14 protein-coding genes and 1 tRNA gene are annotated in these 20070 nt (G+C 61.4%); 8 read left to right on the forward strand and 7 right to left on the reverse strand.

Annotation, left to right across the window (positions count from 1 at the left end):
- The first annotated feature begins 53 nt into the window (after nucleotides 1-53).
- From VN634_18860 to VN634_18880, 5 genes are all read left to right on the forward strand, one after another.
- Nucleotides 54-1247 (forward strand): hypothetical protein, encoded by a 1194-nt coding sequence (locus VN634_18860; GenBank protein ID HXC52955.1) that lies wholly within the window; start codon nucleotides 54-56, stop codon nucleotides 1245-1247.
- 146 nt (nucleotides 1248-1393) lie between these two features.
- On the forward strand, nucleotides 1394-2770 hold the full coding sequence (locus tag VN634_18865; protein ID HXC52956.1) for an alanine racemase: 1377 nt from the start codon (nucleotides 1394-1396) through the stop codon (nucleotides 2768-2770).
- A 126-nt stretch (nucleotides 2771-2896) separates the two neighbouring features.
- The gene (locus VN634_18870; GenBank protein HXC52957.1) at nucleotides 2897-4165 is read left to right on the forward strand and encodes a sulfotransferase; all 1269 of its coding nucleotides are present in this window, start codon (nucleotides 2897-2899) and stop codon (nucleotides 4163-4165) included.
- Nucleotides 4166-4288: 123 nt separating this feature from the next.
- Nucleotides 4289-5407 carry a DUF1214 domain-containing protein gene (locus VN634_18875; GenBank protein ID HXC52958.1) on the forward strand — a complete coding sequence of 373 codons (1119 nt, stop codon included), beginning with the start codon at nucleotides 4289-4291 and terminating at the stop codon, nucleotides 5405-5407.
- Nucleotides 5408-5603: 196 nt separating this feature from the next.
- Nucleotides 5604-6023: a hypothetical protein gene (locus VN634_18880; protein ID HXC52959.1), complete on the forward strand. Its 420-nt coding sequence runs from the start codon at nucleotides 5604-5606 to the stop codon at nucleotides 6021-6023.
- A 189-nt stretch (nucleotides 6024-6212) separates the two neighbouring features.
- Here the strand turns inward: VN634_18880 and VN634_18885 are convergent, their stop codons facing one another.
- From VN634_18885 to dnaX, 4 genes are all read right to left on the reverse strand, one after another.
- Nucleotides 6213-6680, reverse strand: a complete 468-nt coding sequence (locus VN634_18885; protein ID HXC52960.1) for a hypothetical protein — start codon at nucleotides 6678-6680, stop codon at nucleotides 6213-6215.
- 129 nt (nucleotides 6681-6809) lie between these two features.
- Nucleotides 6810-7406, reverse strand: a complete 597-nt coding sequence (gene recR / locus VN634_18890; GenBank protein ID HXC52961.1) for a recombination mediator RecR — start codon at nucleotides 7404-7406, stop codon at nucleotides 6810-6812.
- Between the two features lie 8 nt (nucleotides 7407-7414).
- Nucleotides 7415-7834 carry a YbaB/EbfC family nucleoid-associated protein gene (locus tag VN634_18895; protein ID HXC52962.1) on the reverse strand — a complete coding sequence of 140 codons (420 nt, stop codon included), beginning with the start codon at nucleotides 7832-7834 and terminating at the stop codon, nucleotides 7415-7417.
- Nucleotides 7835-7845: 11 nt separating this feature from the next.
- Nucleotides 7846-9666, reverse strand: coding sequence for a DNA polymerase III subunit gamma/tau (dnaX, locus tag VN634_18900; protein HXC52963.1), 1821 nt, complete (start codon nucleotides 9664-9666; stop codon nucleotides 7846-7848).
- Between the two features lie 387 nt (nucleotides 9667-10053).
- Between dnaX and VN634_18905 the strand changes: the two genes are divergently transcribed.
- Nucleotides 10054-11211, forward strand: coding sequence for a hypothetical protein (locus VN634_18905; GenBank protein HXC52964.1), 1158 nt, complete (start codon nucleotides 10054-10056; stop codon nucleotides 11209-11211).
- Nucleotides 11212-11402: 191 nt separating this feature from the next.
- Nucleotides 11403-11492, forward strand: a tRNA-Ser gene (locus VN634_18910).
- Between the two features lie 629 nt (nucleotides 11493-12121).
- Here the strand turns inward: VN634_18910 and VN634_18915 are convergent.
- A complete protein-coding gene (locus VN634_18915; GenBank protein HXC52965.1) occupies nucleotides 12122-13684 on the reverse strand; it encodes an SUMF1/EgtB/PvdO family nonheme iron enzyme in 1563 nt (520 codons plus the stop codon).
- 844 nt (nucleotides 13685-14528) lie between these two features.
- Complete coding sequence (locus VN634_18920; GenBank protein ID HXC52966.1) at nucleotides 14529-16136, reverse strand: DUF2235 domain-containing protein; 1608 nt, start codon at nucleotides 16134-16136, stop codon at nucleotides 14529-14531.
- A gap of 2587 nt (nucleotides 16137-18723) precedes the next feature.
- On the opposite strand from VN634_18920, the gene VN634_18925 reads away from it, so the two are divergent.
- Nucleotides 18724-19662 (forward strand): hypothetical protein, encoded by a 939-nt coding sequence (locus VN634_18925; protein HXC52967.1) that lies wholly within the window; start codon nucleotides 18724-18726, stop codon nucleotides 19660-19662.
- Nucleotides 19663-19841: 179 nt separating this feature from the next.
- On the opposite strand, the gene VN634_18930 is transcribed toward VN634_18925, so the two are convergent.
- On the reverse strand, nucleotides 19842-20070 hold a 229-nt coding region (locus VN634_18930), incomplete at its 5' end, for a hypothetical protein (protein HXC52968.1).

The raw sequence follows: 20070 nt of genomic DNA on the forward strand, positions 1-20070 counted from the left end.
GCGAATTCATTGATCTTTTTTAAATCTACCTGTCCCCTTTTTCGGATCCCGTGATGTCGCGGCCGATTGCTGTCGTGTTTCCGGACAATCTCGGGGCGCTGGCGGCGGCTCGCGAGCTTGGCGCCGCGGGCATCGACGTCGTCGTTGCGGGGCCGAAGCGCGGGCCGGCGGCGCGCTCGCGGTTCGCGACGTTTGTCGAGATGCCCGATCTGTACGAGAGCACCGCGCGCTGGGCCGAAGCGCTGTGCGCGTGGGGCGCCGCGCAGACGACGAAGCCCGTGCTGTTCGCGAGCGAAGACGCCGGCCTGCTCGCCGCCGAAAAACATCACGACGAGCTCGCACAGCACTTCCTCAAGCCGCATCCCGCCCCCGGCGTCATCCTCGACGTCGTCGACAAGCGCCGCCTCTACGCCGCCGCCGAGCGCATCGGCGTCGGCGTGCCCGGCTCGCGCGAAGTCACCGACGCGAGCGAAATCGGCGACACGAAGGCGAGCGGATGGCTGATCAAGCCCGCTGTCCGCTATCGCCTGAGCGAAAGCGGCGGCATCCAGACGTTCCTGCAGGCGACCGGCGCCACCAAGGCGATCGCCGGCGATCCGGTGAGCGCCGCGCGCGCCGTCATCGCTGCCGGATTCCCGACGATTCTCCAGGAAGCCGTGCCGGGGCCGTTCGAGAACCTCGTGACGATCGCCGTGTCGATCTCGCGCGACGGCCGCGTGCTCGACTGGTTCGCCGCGCAGAAACAGTATGAGTATCCCGAGCCGTTCGGCGACGGTCTGATCGTGCGCACGATCAGCGATCCGGGCCTGCTCGAGCCGTGCGTGCGGCTGCTGCGCGAGATCGGGTATTGGGGGATCTGCGACATCGAGTTCAAGCGCGATGCCCGCAGCGGCCAGTACAAACTCCTCGATGCCAACCCGCGGACGTGGCTGTGGCTGAACCTCGGCACGCGTTCGGGACACAACCTGCTGCTGGCCGCGTACGGCGAGGCCACGGGGCTCAAAATCCAGCCTCCGCTGGCCCCCGACCGGCGGCCTCAGTGGGTCTCACCGCGCGGAACAATTGCCTTTTTGACGCGGTGTTACAGGCCGAAGCGCCACGGACTGGCGTTGGTTCCACGCTTGATGATAGGTGCTGCTTCCACCATGATGGCCAACTGGTGGGCCTTTCGGGATCCACTCTATCTGCGACCTTCTGCGTGGCCGGGACTCGTGCGGGCGAGTAAGCGCCTTGTCCGTGGACGGTAACCGGATCTGATCATCCGGCGGGGCAACAGAGAGAAGCATCCATCAGTCGACGACATCAGGCCAGCGGGCACTGCTTCGCCCCATCGTGAAGAGGGGCGTCGTCGCATACGAAATCGGCAATCGAATTATCGAGGAGCAAGCACGGCATGACGGTAGCGAAACAAGTGGAGCACTTTGTCTGGGAGCCCTCTGGCAAGGCTACGATCGACGGTTACGACCTGGCGGAGCTGGCAAAGAAATACCCCACCCCTTTCTACCTGATCTCCCAGGGCCAGCTGCGCGACAACTACCGCCGGCTGCGTCAGGCCTTCGCCAGCGTCGAGGGCCTCGAGACGTACTATTCGGTCAAGTCCAACTTCGAGAGCATCGTGCTGCGCACGCTCGCCGAAGAGGGCTGCGGCGCCGAGATTTCCGGTGCGCTCGACATGGAGCTCGCCAAGCGCGCCGGCATGCCGCCGAACAAGGTCGTCTATGACGGCCCGGTAAAACCCGAAGCCGATCTTCGCGCTGCGATCGAATGGGGCGTGCGCTTCATCAACATCGAGTCGATGACCGAGGCGCGCCTCATCAGCCGCATCGCGACCGAGATGGGCAAGAAGGTCAAGGTCGGTCTGCGCATCGACCCGCAGCTGTCCAAGCCGTACTACGACAAGGTCATCTCGACGTACAAGGAAAAGTTCGGTCTTCCGATCGAGCAGGCCGAAGCCGCCGTCGTCGAGATCGCGAAGCTCCCCGGCCTCGACTTCCGCTGCATCATGACCCACATCGGGTCGCAGATCTTCACACCGAGCCGTTACCTGACCACGCTCGAGAAGATTTTCGATCTCGTCGGCAAGCTCAAGGCGCGCGGCATCGAGATCGAAGAGATCAACATGGGCGGCGGGTACCCGGCGCAGAGCATGCGCAACCTTCGCATGTCGCGCCGCTTCGTATTCGCGCAGGTCATGGAGCGCTTCGGACGCATCGAGAAGAAGACGTCGTCGATCGACGATTTCGGCACGGCGATCTCGGGCAAGTATCACGAGCTCGTGAAATCGACCGGGCTGCATCCGCGCCTGACGCTCGAGCCTGGACGCTGCATCTGCGCCAATGCGCAGACCGTGATCGGCAACATCAAGATCGTCAAGAACGACTGGGTCTTCACGGACATTTCGATCAACGACGTTCCGGAGAACCTGTTCTTCTCGGAGTGGCGTTTCGTGGTGCCCGGCGAGAAGCCCGAGGCCAAGGGCAAGGCGTACAACGTCGCCGGTCCGACGCTCGCAACGCAGGACGTGCTGTATTTCAAGCGCGAGGTGCCGGGCGCAGCCGAAGGCCGTGCGGTCGCGATCCTGGACGCCGGAGCGTACAGCGTCGCCCGCGCCAACCAGTTCACGCGCGCGAGAAGCGCCGTGTATGCGATCAATCTCGACGGTGACATCGAGCTCGTGCGCCGGCCGGAGACGGTCGAGGACGTGCTCGTGAGCCAGGTGTGGCCGGAAGCCAAGGGCCAGGCGAAAGAGAAGAAGGCGTCGGCGGCGTAACTCGTCGACTGTCATCTGGGTCAGCGAAAGGGCGGGAGGCTTTGAGTCTCCCGCCCTTTCTTTTGCCGGGCATGGGCGTGGCAGCGCTTCGAAAAGATGCTCTCGCGAGCAGCGGGCCGGAATTGCATGACCTCGGCTCTCGTGATCGCTTCGCGCGCCATGCTCGAGCCGATGCATTCGCGATACACCCGCCCTCCCCTCGTCCGCCGTCTGAACGCGATGGCCGCTGCGTGCGGAGATGCACGTGCCGTCGTGCCGATCGATGCCGGCGAGCTCGTCGATCTCGCCGTGGAGACCACCGGCCTCGACGACTTCGGAAGCTTCGGCGACGGCAACTGGTTCGATCGTCTCGAAGCTCTCGTTGCTGCGGTCAACACGAGCGATCTCCACGTCGTCGGCCGGCTGATGACGCGCGAGGAAATGCTGCGCTGCCTGCGGACGCGCCTGTTGATGGCGAAGCAATGGCGCGAGGATCCGGGCATCGCGTCCGAGGTGATCCGCGCGCCTCTCGTCGTTACGGGTCCGGCACGCTCCGGAACCACGATCACGTTCGAGCTGCTGGCGCTCGATCCCGAGCTTCGAAGCCCGCGCGCTGCCGATGTGCTGCATCCTGCGCCGCAGGGCGGTACCTCCGACGCCGATCGCCTCGCGATGTCCGAATGCGAGCAGGAGCTGTGGGCCGACGTGCAGCCCGAGTTCGCCGCGATCCACGAGCTGCGCGCCGATCTTCCCGTCGAATGCGTGACGATCAATGCGCCGTCGTTTGCCGGCTCGCACTGGCCGATGCTGCTCCAGCAGCTCGGCGACTGGGCTCCCGATCCGCTTGCCGACTTCGCGTGGCACGGCGCCGCGCTCAGAACCATGCAGCGCGGCGATCCCGGGCGGCGCTGGCTGCTGAAGACTCCGGGCTACCTCGTGGGCCTCGACTTTCTCGCCGCCGCATATCCCGACGCCGAGCTCATTCTCACACACCGCGATCCGGCCAGAACAATGCCGTCGACGGTGAGCACCGTCGCGATGGTGCAGTGGCTACGCACCGATCACGTGGATCTCGACATGCTCTCGACGATGATCGGCGCGGTCTTTACGAATGCGCTCGGCGAAGTCGCGCGCCGGCGAAGCGACGGATCGCTTCCGCTTGCATGCGGCGACATCCGTTTCACCGAGCTGATGAACGATCCGGCCGGCGCCGTCGGTCGCGCGTATGCACAGCTCGGCCGCCGCATCAGCGACGAGCATGCGGCGGCGATTCGCGCGTACATTCGCGACAAGCCGCAGGGCAAGTTCGGGCGCCACCTGTACACCGCCGCCGAATGGGGCTTCGACGCCGCGTCACTGCGCGACGAGCTTCGTGACTACGTGACGACGTTCGGCATCGAGCTGGAAGACGCATGAGGAGAAAAGGGGACAGGTACATTTAAAAATCCACCGCAAATTCAACGGTGCGTTTTCTCGCAAAAAACTGAATGACCCTGTCCTCATGACGTATCGACACGCATTCCGGCAGCTGGAGGAAAAATGAGCGACCTCACCGCAACCAGCCGCGAGGCATTCCGCGATCTGCTTGCGACATTGCAGGAAGTCGCCGACCGCTACGCCGGCGAGGAGTGGGCGCTGTTTACGCCCGACGACGTCGCCGAAGGCCTGCGCGTCATTCTCCATCACGTTGCGACCGGCATCGAGACGCAGCTCGAGGAAGATGCCGCCGCGCCAACGTTCCGCTCGATCGTGACGCCGTGGCGCAAGGCGCTCGGCGACAATGCCGACGCGATGTATCACGACGCGAAGATCGATCCGGCGGGCACGTATCGCATCTCCGGACGCACCGCGGGCGCGGTCTACGTATCGTTCACCGTCGAAGCCGGAGCGGAAGACGGCGCGTTTCCGTCGGGGACAGTCGGCGTGCTCAACGACACCGGGTTCGACGTCGATGGCGACGGAGGCTTCGCGATCACGCTCGGCGGCCCGAAGCAGGATCGCAACTGGCTCGGCCTTGCCGAGGGCGCGTCGCGCATCACCGTCCGGCATTACTGGGAGCAAGCATCTCCTCCCGCGATTCCACCGGCGCCGGAGCTTGCGCTGAAGATTGAGCTTGTCGGAGGCAACGTGGCGCCTTCGCCGCGTGCGCCGAATGACGAGAGCGTCGCACGGTCGATTCGTCGCATGGCTCGCTATGTCCGCTCGCGCACGGTCGACCTCATCGCGAAGCCGGGCGCCGGCGAAGCGCCGGCGTTCGTCTCGCGCATCCCGAACCTGTTCGTCGCGCCGGTGAAGCCCGGTGCGCATGCGCTGGCTGCGGCCGATGCGGCCTATAGCCTCGCGCCGTACGTGCTCGGTCCCGATGAAGCGCTCGTCATCAGCGGCCGCTGGCCGAAGTGCCGCTGCGCCAACGTGAACCTGTGGAACCGGCAGCTGCAGACGTACGACTATCTTCGGCACCGGGTCAGCCTGAACCGCGCGCAGATGAAGCTCGAGGCCGACGGCAGCTTCCGCGTCGTGATCGCGCATCGCGACCCCGGCATGCCGAACTGGCTCGACACCGAGGGCCGCACGTTCGGGCTCGTGTTCTGGAGGTTCATGCTGCCGGACGGCGAGATCGAGACGCCCCACGCCGAGGTCATCGAGCTCGGTCTCTGAGACCCCGATTCCTCGGGGGTTCCTTTCCGGCCGCGAGCTGCGTTGCGGAGCCGCGAAATGACGCGACGTTCCGGGTCCGGCGGACTTCAGGCGAACGTCGTCGATTTAAAATACGCGGCGACTGTTGAAGTCCTTGCAGCGGGCAACCGAGTCGCGTTAGTTCTCCGGCCTACATCACACCGGGGAGGGATCATTCATGAAACAGTTCCATCGGTCGGCTTCGTTGCTGTCGGGCGCTCTTGCGCTCGGATTTCTGTTTTCATCGGCGCCCGCGGCCAATGCGCAGAGCGCAAAAACAATTCAGGCGGTCGTGGAAGCGCTTCGAGCCGGCGGCAAGACGATCGCCGGGCCCGGCGTATACACGCGACAGCCGACTACATCGGACGCTGCCGTGCAGCTCACGGTCGACACCAACGTCTGCGGCACCATCACGCTGATCAGCGGGGACGGCGCCGAGATGGATCTGCTCGACGGCGCGGCGGTGAACCTGCAGGGGTTCATTGCAAACGCGACGCTGAAAACCGCGGCAGGATGCGCCGACGGCGTGCGCAACGTGCAGTTGCAGTGCACCGGCGCTGTTCCGTGTGTCGCGGTGTGGCGCGTCGACGCGAAATAGTCGCGGCGCACATTGAACGCATGCCGGCGTCGATGCCGGATCGTGGAAACAGCGCGAGATCGTAGTCCGTGCGCGCGATGAGAGACGATCGTCGCCCGGCATGGGCGACGATGCGTGCACTCGGCCGATCATTGGGGACAGGTACGGATTTACTGGCGAAAAAAAACTGTACCTGTCCCCTTTTTCTTTCTATGGAGCCGTCGTGCGTTCGTCTGCGACGGGATGGACGATAGACGCCGCGTCGTCGGCCGCTGCCGCATGCTCGGCCGGCTTGGCATGCCCAGCGGACTTGGCGTGTTCGGCGGACGTCGCACGCTCCTCAGATGCCGTCTCCATATGGGCGCTGCCAGCCTTTGCGAGCTTGCGCGGCGTCACTCGGATCGTCAGCTCCGGATAGCGCGTCTGAAAGTTCTCGATGGGGAACTCCTGCGTTTCGTAGCCTCCGCAGGTCAGTGTCGCGGTCTTCCACGTCTTGCGGACGTTGACGGCAAAGTGGCCGGCGGAATCCACCTTCGCGTATTTTGGTCCGCTCGTGATTCCGCAGGTTCCGACGACATCGCCGGTATTCGCGTCGACCACTGTGCCGGTGAGCCGCAGCGACGTGCAGCCGCCGATCAGAATCGCGCAGAACAGGATTGCAGGGACTTTCGTTTTCATTGTGGTCCTCCCGGGAAGTCGGTGGACCTGATTTCGGTGTGCGGCGGCCTTGAGTCAAGAGCGGCCAACGACGTTCTGTGTCTCAGATCACGTGACGGCGCGCCGTAAGAGGTCGGAGATGCCGGCGAGCTACATCTCGCGACGGCCTTCGATGGCGCGCCCGACCGTGACGCCGTCGGCGTACTCGATCGTTCCGCCAACCGAAATGCCCTGGGCGATGCGACTGACGCGCACGCCGAGCGGCTTCAAGAGGCGCGACAGATAGACCGCCGTCGCTTCGCCTTCGATCGTCGGATTGGTCGCGACCAGCACTTCCTTGATCGGCTCGCGCCCTACCCGTTCGACGAGCTCGCGGATCTTGAGCTGCTCGGGGCCGCGCCCGTCCAGCGGAGAGATCGATCCGTGCAGCACGTGGAAGATTCCCTGGAAGCCGTGGCTTCGCTCGATCGCAACCAGATCGGCCGGCTCCTCGACGACGCAGACGATCGTGCGATCGCGCCGCGGGTCTTCGCAGTTCGAGCATGGATCGTCTTCGGTGAGCGCAAAGCAGCGGCTGCAGAAGCGCGTCGCCGATTTTACCGATTCGATCGCACGCGCGAGCTCGTTCGCGTAGCCCTGGTCGCCGCGCAGGATGAAGAACGCAAGGCGCGCGGCGCTTTTCTCGCCGACGCCGGGAAGACGCGTGAGAAGCTGGATCAGGGCCTGGAGCGCGGGCGTGTAGGCCACTCGTTCTCCTAGCGCCCCAGCCAGCGGCGCAGGCGTCCGCCGCCGGCCGCTTCGCCGCCGCCGGTCGTGTCGTCGTCGCTTTCGCTGTCGCCGCCCATCGCTTCATTCATCGCGTCGGGCGGAAGACCCATGTCGCCTGCCATCTTCTGCATCTCGACCGCCATCAGGTTCTGCGCCTTCTGGATCGCCGTGTTGACGCCGAGCACGAGGTTGTCCTGCAGCACGCGCTTGTCGGGATTCTCGAGCAGGCTCTGGTCGAGAAGGATCCGGCGCACCTGCAGCTTTCCGGTGATCACGATCTCGAGCTTGCCGTCGAGCAGCGTCGTCGAGACTTCCTTCTTGTCGACGCGCTTCTGGATCTGCTTCATCTGCTTCTGCAGGCCGCGGGCCTGCTTGAGCATCTGCATCATGGATGGTTCTTCGGCCATCTCGTCACTCCTTATTCTTCGTAGACGGATACTTTGGTGACGCGCCCGCCGAGATCGGCGACCGCCTTGTCGACAAACGGATCGGCGAGCGCGCTCGCCTTCTTCTTCGCGGTGCGCTCGTCGTGGATTCCCTGCAGCGTGACGCCTTCGGCCTGCGCCGACGCATCGACGATCTTGACGCTCACGTTCTCGCCGAAGTGCGCGCGGGCAACTTCGGTGACGCGGCCGAGAACCGTCGGGTTCTTGAGCTTCTGCGCCCAGCTCGCCGAAATCGGCGCGATCTGGACGTGCTCGGGCGTGATGCTCGCGAGCTTGCAGTTGGTCACGGTGACGTAAAGGTCGAGGCCGCCCTTCTTCTTGATGTCGTCGAGGAACGCTTCCCAGCGGCGCGCGAGCGCTTCTTCTTCGGACAGCGGCTCGAGCGGCTCGCCTTCGGGGCCGGTCCAGGCTTCGACCGCTGCGGCGTTCGGCTTGCCGGCGAGCGGGAGGCGGTCGGCCGCGGGCGCAGCTGTACGCGGAGGCGGCGGCGCTTGCGGCGGTGATTGAGCGGGACGCTGCGGCGCCGCGGTTTGCGGTTGCGAGCGCGGGGCTTCGGTTCGCGCCGGCTCGGTCCGCTGCGGTTCGATTCGCTGCGGCGTCGGCGCCGGCCCTGACATCGTTCGCGGCGCTGCCGCAGAGCGCGGCGCCGAGCCGCTCTCCATCGCACCGAGCTTCGACAGCAGCTCGGCCGCGCTTTCCACCGATTCGAGCGATGCGACCTTGAGAAGTCCCATCTCGAGCACGAGATCCGGATGCGTGCCGCGACGCAGGTCGCTCGCCGTCCCGAGCAGCGACGAGAAGATGCGTTGAAGATCGAGCGGGCTCCGCTTTGCCCTGAGCTCGGTTGCAAGACGCCGATGATTTTCAGGAATCACCGGCGACAGCGCTTTCACGTTCGCGACGGTGGCGACCGTGACGTGCCGGAGGATCTCGAGAACTTCGCCGAGAAGGCGTTCGATGTCGTAGCCGTAGCGGCGGACCTCGCCGATCAGGTCGACGATGCGCGGCGCGTCACCGAGAACGATCGATTCGACGATCCCCGACACCAGTTCGGTGCCGGCCACGCCGAGCAGCTGCGCGACTTCGGCAACGCCGAGAGGCCCGTCGGCGCCGGCCATCGCCTGCTCGAGCAGGGATTGCGCGTCGCGCATGCTGCCGTCGGCCTCGCGCGCGAGCAGCGCAATGGCGTCCGGCGAGATCTGCATCCCGTCGCGCTCGGCAATCGTCGTAAGCTGGCGCCCGATCTCGTCATCGGAAAGCCGCTTGAAGTCGTAGCGCTGGCAGCGCGACAGCACCGTCGGCGGCAGCTTGTGCACCTCGGTCGTCGCCATGATGAACTTGACGTGCGACGGCGGCTCTTCGAGCGTCTTCAAGAGCGCATTGAACGCCGACTTCGACAGCTGGTGGACCTCGTCGATGATGTAGACCTTGAAGCGCCCCGACGACGGCCGGTACTGCGCGCTTTCGATCAGGTCGCGGACCTCGTCGACGCCGTTGTTGGACGCGCCGTCGATCTCGATGATGTCCATCGACGAGCCCGACAGGTTCTGCAGGCACGACGGGCACTGGTTGCACGGCTCGGCGTTCTCGCCGCGATTGGTGCAGTTGATCGCGCGGGCCAGCAGGCGGGCGATCGTGGTCTTGCCGACTCCGCGGGTCCCGGTCAGCAGGAACGCGTGGGGGACGCGGTCGCGGCGGATCGCGTTGGCCAGCGTCTGCGTGACGTGGCTCTGCCCCACCACCGACCCGAAGGTCAGCGGGCGCCACCTGCGTGCGACCACTTCATACGACATCTGCCAGCGCTCCGAAGGCGAGTCGGTAGCACCGGGGACAGGGCCGGGCAATCTCGCGGTTTGCGCGGATTTTGTTTGACGTGGCGGGGCGTTGCGCTCGACCGGGGCGCGGATTTTGCCGCGATGTTTGCGACTCATTGCGTCCTGTCGCTGCGTCTGTCCGAAGGGGCGCTGCAGCGGCGGTCGCCGCCCGTCGATTGCAGACCGCTCACCAGCGCCTTCGGCAGTGATCCTTCACGACGTCGTCGCTGATCATCCGACGCCGGCCGGACCAGTCCCGTTCTGTCGAAGCGCTGATCCCGGAAGAGCGTCCGCACCGACGGAAATCGGCGCATCATTGCGCTTTACCCTTGCCGCAGCACCGGCAATCCCGTTAAGACGCCCGCCATGCACGTAACCGGCTCGCCTGCGAATCGACTTGTGGTCGTCATCACGATGCTCGCGCTGCTGACAGGCATCGCCGGGGTTTCATACGCATCGAGCGGCAGAGCCGAGTGCGGAGATGCGGACACGAGCGGCACCGTGACGGCGATCGACGCGCTGACCGTACTGCGTCGCAGCGTCGGGTATGGGGCCACGTGCGACATCTGCGTCTGCGATTCGAACGGGGACAAAAAGATCCTGGCCAGCGATGCCTTGCTGGTTCTGCAGGCCGCCGTCGGCCTCAGCTCGGCCCTCGCGTGTCCGCGCTGCGCGGACTTCGGGATTCCAGAGGCCCAGACCTGCCTGGGCGCCCACATCTTCATTCCGTCGGTCGCGCTGCCTGGCGGCCTCTCGGCGGAGGACTGCGCGCTCGTGGAGCAGGGAGCGCAGAACGGCTGCGTGGGCACGATCGAGCGCACCGGCGACGGCCTGATCATCGATGTGCGGCACTCCGAGGACACATACGAGAACTGCGACCTCTACCAGTCGATCTTCACCTGTGACGTGTCCGCGAAACAGGCCGATGCGATGAGCGCAGCCGCAAAGGTCGCGTGCCCGTGCTGTTCCATCGAATGTCCCGAGCGGACGTTGTGCAACGATGTGGGAGACAACGGATGCGCGAGCACAGGCGCCGCGGGCCAGGCGATCCCTCAACCGCCGATCAGCCAACGATCACCGACGATCGTAAGCAAGTCGGACGTGACCGCGACGTCGATTGTATCGACCACCACTCCGTCGCAAACAGTCAGCTCATCGTCGACCGAGTCTCCGTGCGGCACCTGCTGCAACGTGGATGAGCTCGGCGATATCGAGATCCCCGAGACACCGCCCCTTTTCACTTCGCTCGTGGTGCGCGTCAGCGGCGAGACGACACCGTACGGCTGCCTGTTCTGCGGCACCGACGACTTCCAGCCGGATCGCCAGATCTATCTCGGTCACGAAGACGACGACTCCGCGACCATCTGCATCATCGATGCTCACGGAATCTCCGAATCCGGAACGGTCGGTAGCTGCGAGGGCTACGGACTACTCGAGTACGGGCCGACCGAGGTGCTGCATGCGACCGGGATCAACTTCGAGCCGATCGATACGCTGCCGGCGGTGAATTTGAAGGCGCACTGAGTTGGCATCGGGCGCGCCCGCGCCGCGTTCATTCGTCGACCGCCGCCAGCCTTTGCGCGTCGGACATGTCTTGCCAACTGCTGTCAGGTTGCAGGAAGTTGCACGATCCGGCGAGCTCGCGGGCCGCATGGCCTGCGTTGCAAGCGGCTACGGGGGCCGCTAGTTTCCGCGGTCGTCGTTCCAGCCTTTGCGGAGAGGTGTCCGAGTGGCTTAAGGAGCACGCCTGGAACGCGTGTGTACCCTTACCGGTACCGTGGGTTCAAATCCCACCCTCTCCGCCATAAAGTCGTCAAGAGCGGGCGCCCTTCTCTCGGATCGCCGAATACAGCCGAATTGCTGCGGGAATCCGCGATTCAAGTTCGGGCAAGCGGGACCTGGAGAGAGCCGAACCTACACAAACAGGGCCTTTCCGGGAGATTTTCTCTGAACCGCTTTTGGGCGGTTCGCATACGCAACGCGACGGCCACCGAAACGCGAAAGTGCGGGCTCTCGGCACCGCTCTCTGGTTCCGGTTCCACCTCCTACTTCAAATCTCCGGTGGGTAAGGTATTTGAACCCGCGGTACTGAAGAGAATCCCCACCATCGGCGCCAGCGTCAGCCAGTATACGTACGAGGGCACCGAGCTGCGAAATCGCAAAATGCGACACGGCATTTCACCTCTCTCGGTTCCCTGTTCCTAGCGGTCATCTCGATCTCTCTGGGACTCTTTCGGCTTCCAATCGCTGTCTCTTCGGAGCGTCAGATACCCCTCACGTGAACTACTCATTCGTCTCATGGGACCGGCTCTTGAATGGTCGCTTCTAAGGGGAAAACGTCAATGGATTGAGCGTGGGACTTGGCTGCGCTGCCAGCGGCAAGAATTGAAGCGATTGGCGAATATAGCTGAGCCAGGAAAGGCGAACGGGCATGCTAGTCGGACAGGCTGACGGCAAGACGAATCCCTTCCTCCTGTGAACTAGGAGTGAGACAGCCTCTCGAGTACGAATTCGGGAAATCGTCAGAACCCTGTTCGAACGATCCTCCCCTATACACTCGATACGCAAACTTCTTGCCGCCCCATGTTGTGCCACCCCATTTCTTACACTGTTCCGAGTTGTCATAGGCCGAACCGTTTGTAGGATGTTCGGTGATCGAAGACACGTCCCCGTCGACCACAACTGCGTCGTCTTCTCCGGCTCTTAGGTCCTCTGGAGACCAAAAAATATTGAAGCAGTCCTGCACCCACTCGGCAAGATTTCCATACATATCGTAGAGACCAAATGGGTTCGGAGGATACTGCCCGACTTGGATCGGTTTATTCTCGGTGTGCGCGTTGAACGGGTTGATTGACATACTATCCCTCGAGTTTGCTTTGGATGCGTCATACTCGTTGCTATACCAAAATGCAGACTTGGTTCCTCCCCTGGCGGCGTACTCCCATTCGACCTCTGAGGGCAATCTGTAGTGTCGGCCGGTCTTTCGAGATAGCCATTCAGCATACTTCTGTGCATCGTTCCATGAAGCAATCACTGGATACTGACCGGTCAATTCGAGAATTACATAGCGGCCGGTATACTTCGTGCGGACACGAGGGCAGTGACCTTCGCGCTCACAAAGAGCATACTCGCTCATGGTTAGTTCCGTTTTGCTTAACGCGAGGCGATAGTTGAGCGTCACTTTGAACGGTGGCAAGCCACCAACTTCGATCCTTACGCCTGCGAGCTCCTCAACCACACCGATGCTTGAGGATCCAGCCGGGAGAACGACCATCTCGGGGCAGCCTGCGCAGTCTCGAAAGCTATCGCGGGGTTTGTATGTTCCCGGAATGACAATTTCGTCTAGATTTTCGTATCTACGTTGGGAGGATTCGCTGCCTAAAACGTTGGATTGAACGTGCACCTCGGGCTTCGTCGCAGTATCGTCGGCATCGGTGCGCCGCGTGGCGCTGGCTGGCGCACTACCGTCCGACCGACTGTCATCGGGCGGCGTAGCACTTATTGTTCCGAGACTAGAGTTTGCGAGCTTTTGCGAGGTGGCTGCTTGCGGGTTATCTAACTCGCTAGCCAAAGCATTGGATTGAGAGCGCACGTCGGGCTTGGTCGCAGCATTGTCGGCAGAGTCCGGTCGTGCGGTGCCGGTTGGCAATCTATTGTTCAATCGGTCGTCTGTGGTCGGTGTAGCACCGGTTTTTTCTAGATTTGAAGTTGCGGAAGTGACCGACATTGCTCCTTGCTGATTGGCGGATTTGCTACCCAACTCGTTGGATTTAGAGCGCACTTCCGATTGGGCCGAAACACTGTCGACGGTGCTCGACCGGTATTCGGTGCTTGGCGTGACACCGGATATTGCTAAATCTGAAGTTGCGGCGTTTTGCGGAATTGTGCGTTGCTGATTGTCGCCACGAGGTGAGAGAAGGCGTGCAATGATAGGTTCGACTCTAGGCAGCGGCAAAAATGGCTCTAGCGTGAGGTACGAGAGGAATGTGGCTACCATTCCCGCTGTGATTCGTACGGTGACATTTTTTTTTGAACGCGTCGCCTCCCCAATGTCCCGACGACACGATAAAAAGAAATGCTCCTAGCGTTGTCTTCAACGCCAGAAAAATAAGCTCAAAAATCTCTACCACAAGCGCCCCAATATTTGCGGCCGCTAGGAGGCCAGATACGACAGCACACGCAGTGTAGACAACCACGCCAGTCGCGTCGCATCAGAAGCCCTCCTCTCGAAATTTGTTGCTCAGATCTGACGTTCGGCAGGACCAGTGCGGGCACGATCAGCGCCAACAATGCGGCAAGGATTGTCCGTACTCATGTACTAGTCGATTTCTGTCGAGCGGTGACCTGTGCCCGAAACTGGACTCGTGACCCAGCACGCCCTCGTGGACAATACTACGAGCGAAAGCCTACCGAGGTCGACCTGTGAGCTGCACGCAGCCGGCTCGCGATCGACAACGAATCGCTCAAATACGACGCCGCGCGTCATCGACGCAACCCTACTACAAGTCCATGAGTACAAATCCCTACCGCTCCGCCAATTCTTTATAACCTTCCGCACTTCTCTCGGGTCGTCGAATATAGTCGAGTTGCTGCGGGAATCCGTGATTCATGTTCGCGCGCGTGAGACTTGGAGAAAGCCGAACTCAGATGAAAAGGGCCGATCCACGCGTTTTTCTCTGAGCCGCTTCTGGCCAGTCAACATACGAAGCGCAACGACTAGCGGAAGGCGAAAGCGCGCGTTCCTGGCACCATTCTCTGGTACCCTTCCCTCCGCCTATCGCAAAGTCTCCCGTATGTACCGACAGCGTTCGGCCCGGTCCTCAGCAATTTGTTCACCGCCGTCAGTCGCTTCGGCGTCTGGAAACTTGGATCGTCCTGCTTGCACTTATGGGGATCCGCGTTGGGCCTGCCGTTAGCTTGATAGAAATTCCGCTTCTTCTTTTCCGCACCTCCTGAGCGAATTCCAAAAGTCGAGGAACTTGCAGTGAAGGGAGTGCACTCGACGTAAGCAATGCTGCCTCCGCGACGAGTCCGAGCCGCACCACCCAGTCCTCCAGAGGACATTCCGATCGAAATGGCGGGGCCTCTTTCTCAATCACGCCGCTCAGCGCCAGGAAGCCGCGCAACGCATCGTCGACTTCACTCTCAACGCACAGGATCCACAGTAGCAGGCTTCGCGACACTGCCCTGGGTCCCCCCGTAGAAAGTTTGTGATGGGTGGTCAACAGTAGCCTGCTCTGCGCGATAGCGGTGGTCAGTTCTGCCTCATCTACGTCCTTCAATTCGCTGCGGACTTCGTTCCGTCGGCGTTCTGTTTCATTGCGATAACACAATTCGAAATGGAAGCCCGGAATCCTACGGTCGATGCGCGTCAGACAACGATGCACGCGGGGCGGAAAACGGTAGTCGGCTGGCTTGAATCGAATGGACTGAGATATAGCCGATGGATGGAGCGAAAAATCCGACGGCGCTTCAGGGATCTCCGTAAGTTGCGGTCGCATTCGCGGCGGTGCGAAAAGGAATTTTCCGCGGATTTCGTGGTTGAGCGGCAGATTCGACCCGGGGTCAGGCGGTAGAGGAAGCAGCCGCAGTCCATGCTGCATTGCTTCCATGGCCATCCACCTCAAAGCACGGTCGGCCAGGCTCGGTAATGATTTGTCGTAGTAGCCTCCCCCTACATCGCCATGCCCCCCGGTGAACCACACCTGCTTCAAGGAGTGCTGGTCATCCACTACGCTGTGACGCCGCCACGGAAGCGGCCGAAATGATGCTCGCATCTCATGTAGTGCGAGGGCGTGTCGCGCGTGGAAGATGTTGGGCGGAACGGCGACCTGATAGCGTTCAGTCCACTTGGCGGTCAGCCATCGGGATCGCGTAGGGATTCCAATGCTTGCCACGGTGTCCCAGACGCCGAGAAAGTGGATCCGAATCTGCTGGTCCTCGCGAAGCTGCGTGGGAAACTCGAGCTTTCGAAGATACGCACGCAGTGACGATCCCGCGAGCGCATTGTTTCCGTCCTCGTACAACCGAAATGCCTCGATAATATTCGCGTCCGTGGCGTGATCCTTGAGCAGCAGCCCGACTTCGGCGACGAACCCCGCCAGCGAGCGGACAGCAAATGCTCCGCGGCTAAACCCGAAAAGAAAGAGATGGTCCCCGTGATGGTACACTTGGCAGAGGTCGCGATAGGCGGCAACGATGCGTCCCTCAGTTCCATATCCGCTGGTTCCTGCGAAGATTTTTCGAACAGTCCGTCCGGCGTTGACGAGGAAAGATGTAGTTTGAGACAACTTACCGTCGCCACATTCGTCTGTCCCTATTCCGGGCAGGTAGTGCGGAGCGGCTTGGGTCGCGTCTTCGATGACGAGCTCAGCCAACCGATGAACGTTGGTATGAGTCGATTCTGGAGAATTGTAGGTGCCATCGACGAAGACGGCGACGTTGCCCATGCACGATTCCTTACCCGACTGCGGCGCGTGACAAAAGAAGGGGATGGGGAACGCGGTGGCCACCGTCACACATCGGGGCCTGTGCCGAGGTTGCTCGCATATTTTGTCCAGGCTTGGGCATTCCTAGGAGAGACACTGCCGCCCGCGTCCCAACAGGGTCGGAGGTGGCGGGCAGAGGCTACGATTTCGCAACTAGAGCCGAATTTGTCAGACGTTCGTGGTACCAATGGGGCGCCCGCCTAGATGGCCGACTCGTGTGACTCAGCAAGTCAGGCGATCCGACTGTGGCTACGAGTACTGCAGTCGAGATCCCTCTCTCCACTTTCACCTGGTCCGAATTCCCAGCTCTCTAACGTGAGCCCCATGCTCTCCCGGACTCGGCGGCCCCGAGTGACGATACTCTTCTCCCAATGAACCCGGACTGGGCGATTACGGGAAGGCTTCCCCGCGGGCATTTCGCATCGTCACGGATTTTCCAGATTCGCTTAGGAAGTGCTTCGTGAAAAGTTGGACACCCAAGTCGCTCCGAGGTGGGTGACCTTCTCTGGGCTCAGACTAGCCTCGCGTCGCGCCCAGTTGTTAGGCGAGATAGATATTTCGCGCGCGTAGGAAGCAATGGGCCGCAGAGTCGTGAGACGCGTCACCGGCGCAATACACGGGACCCGGCTCGCAATCTCGGCTAAGCTGTAAGCCTCGGTAGATTTGGAACTAGGCAGGAGGAGCGAACAGTCAAAGCATGGAAGAACGTGTCGCGCATACTTTGGGACATCTCTATGCCCTGGCGCAAGAATTTCCACCGGTGGAAGGCGTGGGATGGTGCTATCGCGGCCAAGCCGACCTCGAATGGTCGCTCATTCCGAAGGCGGGTCGGCCGGAATACTTCGACGCTAGATGGAATCAGAATACGATGGATCAGGGTGTCGAGCGGCCCCCAAAGGACCTGGGGCGCTTTCGGGCATGGCGTGACCACGCGATCGCCTTCTCGGTCGATCTTCCTTCTAATGACTTTGAATGCCTCGCTTATGCCCAGCACCTCCGATGTGCCGAGCAGTCCGATACGCAATCGCGTGCGGACTTCGACCGCCTTGCGTCGGCCCGACACGCCAGTCGTAGAAATCTCAACGAGTTCTCGTTTTGTGCTTCTTCGCCACGGCCGAGTTCTCAGGCTCCTACCACCACCACCTCAAAGACCCGGCCGTTGTCCCGTTTTTGTGATGGTCGCTGGGCTACGCCTCCTTCATCTCGCATGCATAAGCGGAGGTCGGCCAACTTGGCTAGCAGCAGCCGCCCAGAATATTGTGCCGAATATGATATCCTCCGATCGTGGTCGGTTTGGATTGTTACCCTCGCGGACGATCACACACTTAGGCGAGGATGCTCCTACGAGGTCAACAATGACGAATATCTTAGCGGCCAGTGGTGACGGAACGAAGGCCCCATCTCCGCGCAATTGCCCAACCACAGGCTCGGAGTGCCGTACGTAGACGTTCGAGAAGGAGAGCGTAAATCTACGCGACTCTTAGCCCATTGCGCAACTCCAAGAAGGTGATGGGCGCCGGTCAAGCACGCGCGGACCTTGGTGCCGCAGTCTTACTTGCCTGTCCTGTGCTAAGTCCCGAAAAAGCACCGCGATTGTGGAGACGGTTCTGCTGCGTCGAGGCCGCACGAGCGCGAACCTGCGTTCCCCCTCGGCTTGTTCACCGTCGTTCGACCCATCGTCTCGTTCTTTCTAACCTCTCGACGCATGGATAGTCTCAGCCTACAGGATAGAGCGACCCTGAACTCCTTGTCCTTGTACCTCGCAACAAGGCAGACTGCCCTGCGCTGCGCCCTTTCCCTGCGGACGCCGCTCACGACCGCACAAACCTCCGACCTTAGAGTCAACTACTCCAACTATTTCAGTAGCCTTATTTCTGCTGTCGAGTTGCTACGGGAGAGCGCCTCTCTCTCGATCGGATTCTCGGCGCTTTTGGAGTCGCGCTTCGTGTTTGCGGAGAACCCATCCGGCAAGGTGAACTATTCGTACGTACGAGAGCTTAGAAATGCGATCGTGCATCGCGGATTAGATATTTCAGCGGCGGCGCATATCAAAAGCGGAATTCCTTTCTTCATTGCGCCTCACGCCATCTCCAATCAGAGCGGAGCAAAATCGTATCCGAGGTTGAGCTTTTACGTGCTCGGCATCGTCGCAAAGTGCGAGTCTGTCATCCCGTGCGCCATCGAACAACATCTAGCTAACATAGGCGTTCTCGAACGATCCCCGGATCCAGAGCAGTGGGTGGCCGAGACACTAAGTCTCATCGAACAATCAGAGGTCATCCCAGAATGGGTAAGGGGGATGACGTCTGGAGCAGTCAAAATGGTAAAGCCGCGGGATGTTCATCGCGCTTCGCTTGAGCGACTTCGCTCCGGGATGCAGCCATACTTGGCATTGCCGCGATGTGACTAACCCGCGGCTCAAGCGGCCTATAGAACTGAGCGGTGCCTAACTATTACTCAACTGGATGCCGGCCGAGGGCCGCGCTTCGAGCTGGCCGTATCTGCGACCGCAGTTACTTCAGTCGTTACGCGTGATCCGCGGAACACCATGACCGACCAAAGTCGATCGGAGCACATTCTTCAACTCGCTCGGGAGTTGCTAGACGACATCGAGCTTAGCCGAACGAGCGCTGAGAGTCTGATCCTCAAGGCGTCTCGCCTCGCTCGTTGGGTTGGCAACAACGAGATTCGTCAGTGGCTCCAGCTGGAGATGGGCGGATACAATGGCTCAGATCCAGTATCGCTGAAATATATGAGCCTCACACACCGGTGGGTGAACTACGAAAACAAGACCGGATACTGGGGGCCACTCGCTCAGCAAGAGGCTTCGATTCTAGCTGAAAAAGCCAAACTGGCTTCCATGCGAACTCCAGACTCGAGCAGTCAGTTCGCCATCGCGGCGATTGGGAACGTGACGCGAGCGATGACCGAATCCGCAAATCTCATCGGGCGACTCAGCGGGATCAAAAGCCGAGTGCTCGCGAAGTTGCACGACTTTGTGACCGACGTCTACTACGAGAAAGAGTTCGACAAGCTATCGGAATCGATTTTTGAGCGGTACAAGAGCGAGGTTGACACTTTGATCGCCGATAATTGTGGCGACGTTATTCAGAAGATCCCCGCTGTTATGGACAGGCTCGCTGCAAACGATGAGGAGTCGATCTCGCAGGCTCTCGTAACCTGTCGGCGCATAATCGAAGCGTTCGCAGATTCTGTGTTCCCACCAACAGAGGGAACAATGGAAATCGGTGGGAACGCCCTTAGCCTCGACGCGTCCAAGCATCAGAATCGCATCAACGCTTACATTCACACAAAGACTGATAGCGCTTCACGCAAAAAAAGGCTTAGGCAAAACTTGGCAAATCTCTTCGATCGGGTTTCCTCTGGAGTCCATAGCGAAGTGACCGCAGAGGAAGCTCGATCGCTCTTTCTAAACACCTACCTATTCGTGGGCGAAGTTCTTCATCTCGCGAAGGCCGATGCCTAACGAACCTAGGCCGCCAGCGCGGCCCTTTATCTCGCACCCGTAATGTCGATGTTATTCTCTTTCTCGCACCTCAGCCACGAAGAAGCCTCATTGAGCCGCGGCTAATTGCTCTACCGCCATACTCGAAGACGACACGCACTTTTTAAGTGTATCCGTGGCGGGCGCGTGCCAGCCTCGTCTCACCTCCGGACTGATTGCGAGGCAAGCCGGGATCGTTGTTCCGCCCAGCTCAGCAATGGTGAATCCAGGAGCACGTCGAGACCGCCGCGCGTAGCTTCTTTTCCCGACAGGCCCGCGTCGGCGAGGTCCGGTGCCAGGAACGCATAGCGAATGAGGCGGCTCACATACGGCCCTGTGACTTTGGCTTCGCGCGCTATCTCGCTGACCGTGCGTACCTCCCCGCTAAGA

The sequence above is a fragment of the Candidatus Limnocylindrales bacterium genome (genome assembly GCA_035571835.1).
Classification (GTDB): domain Bacteria; phylum Desulfobacterota; class Binatia; order UBA1149; family CAITLU01; genus DATNBU01.

Excerpts from the sequence above, each read along its gene's own strand:
- VN634_18860 (HXC52955.1), top strand. The coding sequence starts at position 54 with ATGTCGCGGCCGATTGCTGTCGTGTTTCCGGACAATCTCGGGGCGCTG.
- VN634_18865 (HXC52956.1), top strand. The coding sequence starts at position 1,394 with ATGACGGTAGCGAAACAAGTGGAGCACTTTGTCTGGGAGCCCTCTGGC.
- VN634_18870 (HXC52957.1), top strand. The coding sequence starts at position 2,897 with ATGACCTCGGCTCTCGTGATCGCTTCGCGCGCCATGCTCGAGCCGATG.
- VN634_18875 (HXC52958.1), top strand. The coding sequence starts at position 4,289 with ATGAGCGACCTCACCGCAACCAGCCGCGAGGCATTCCGCGATCTGCTT.
- VN634_18880 (HXC52959.1), top strand. The coding sequence starts at position 5,604 with ATGAAACAGTTCCATCGGTCGGCTTCGTTGCTGTCGGGCGCTCTTGCG.
- VN634_18885 (HXC52960.1), bottom strand. The coding sequence starts at position 6,680 with ATGAAAACGAAAGTCCCTGCAATCCTGTTCTGCGCGATTCTGATCGGC.
- VN634_18895 (HXC52962.1), bottom strand. The coding sequence starts at position 7,834 with ATGGCCGAAGAACCATCCATGATGCAGATGCTCAAGCAGGCCCGCGGC.
- dnaX (HXC52963.1), bottom strand. The coding sequence starts at position 9,666 with ATGTCGTATGAAGTGGTCGCACGCAGGTGGCGCCCGCTGACCTTCGGG.
- VN634_18905 (HXC52964.1), top strand. The coding sequence starts at position 10,054 with ATGCACGTAACCGGCTCGCCTGCGAATCGACTTGTGGTCGTCATCACG.
- VN634_18915 (HXC52965.1), bottom strand. The coding sequence starts at position 13,684 with ATGGTAGCCACATTCCTCTCGTACCTCACGCTAGAGCCATTTTTGCCG.
- VN634_18920 (HXC52966.1), bottom strand. The coding sequence starts at position 16,136 with ATGGGCAACGTCGCCGTCTTCGTCGATGGCACCTACAATTCTCCAGAA.
- VN634_18925 (HXC52967.1), top strand. The coding sequence starts at position 18,724 with ATGACCGACCAAAGTCGATCGGAGCACATTCTTCAACTCGCTCGGGAG.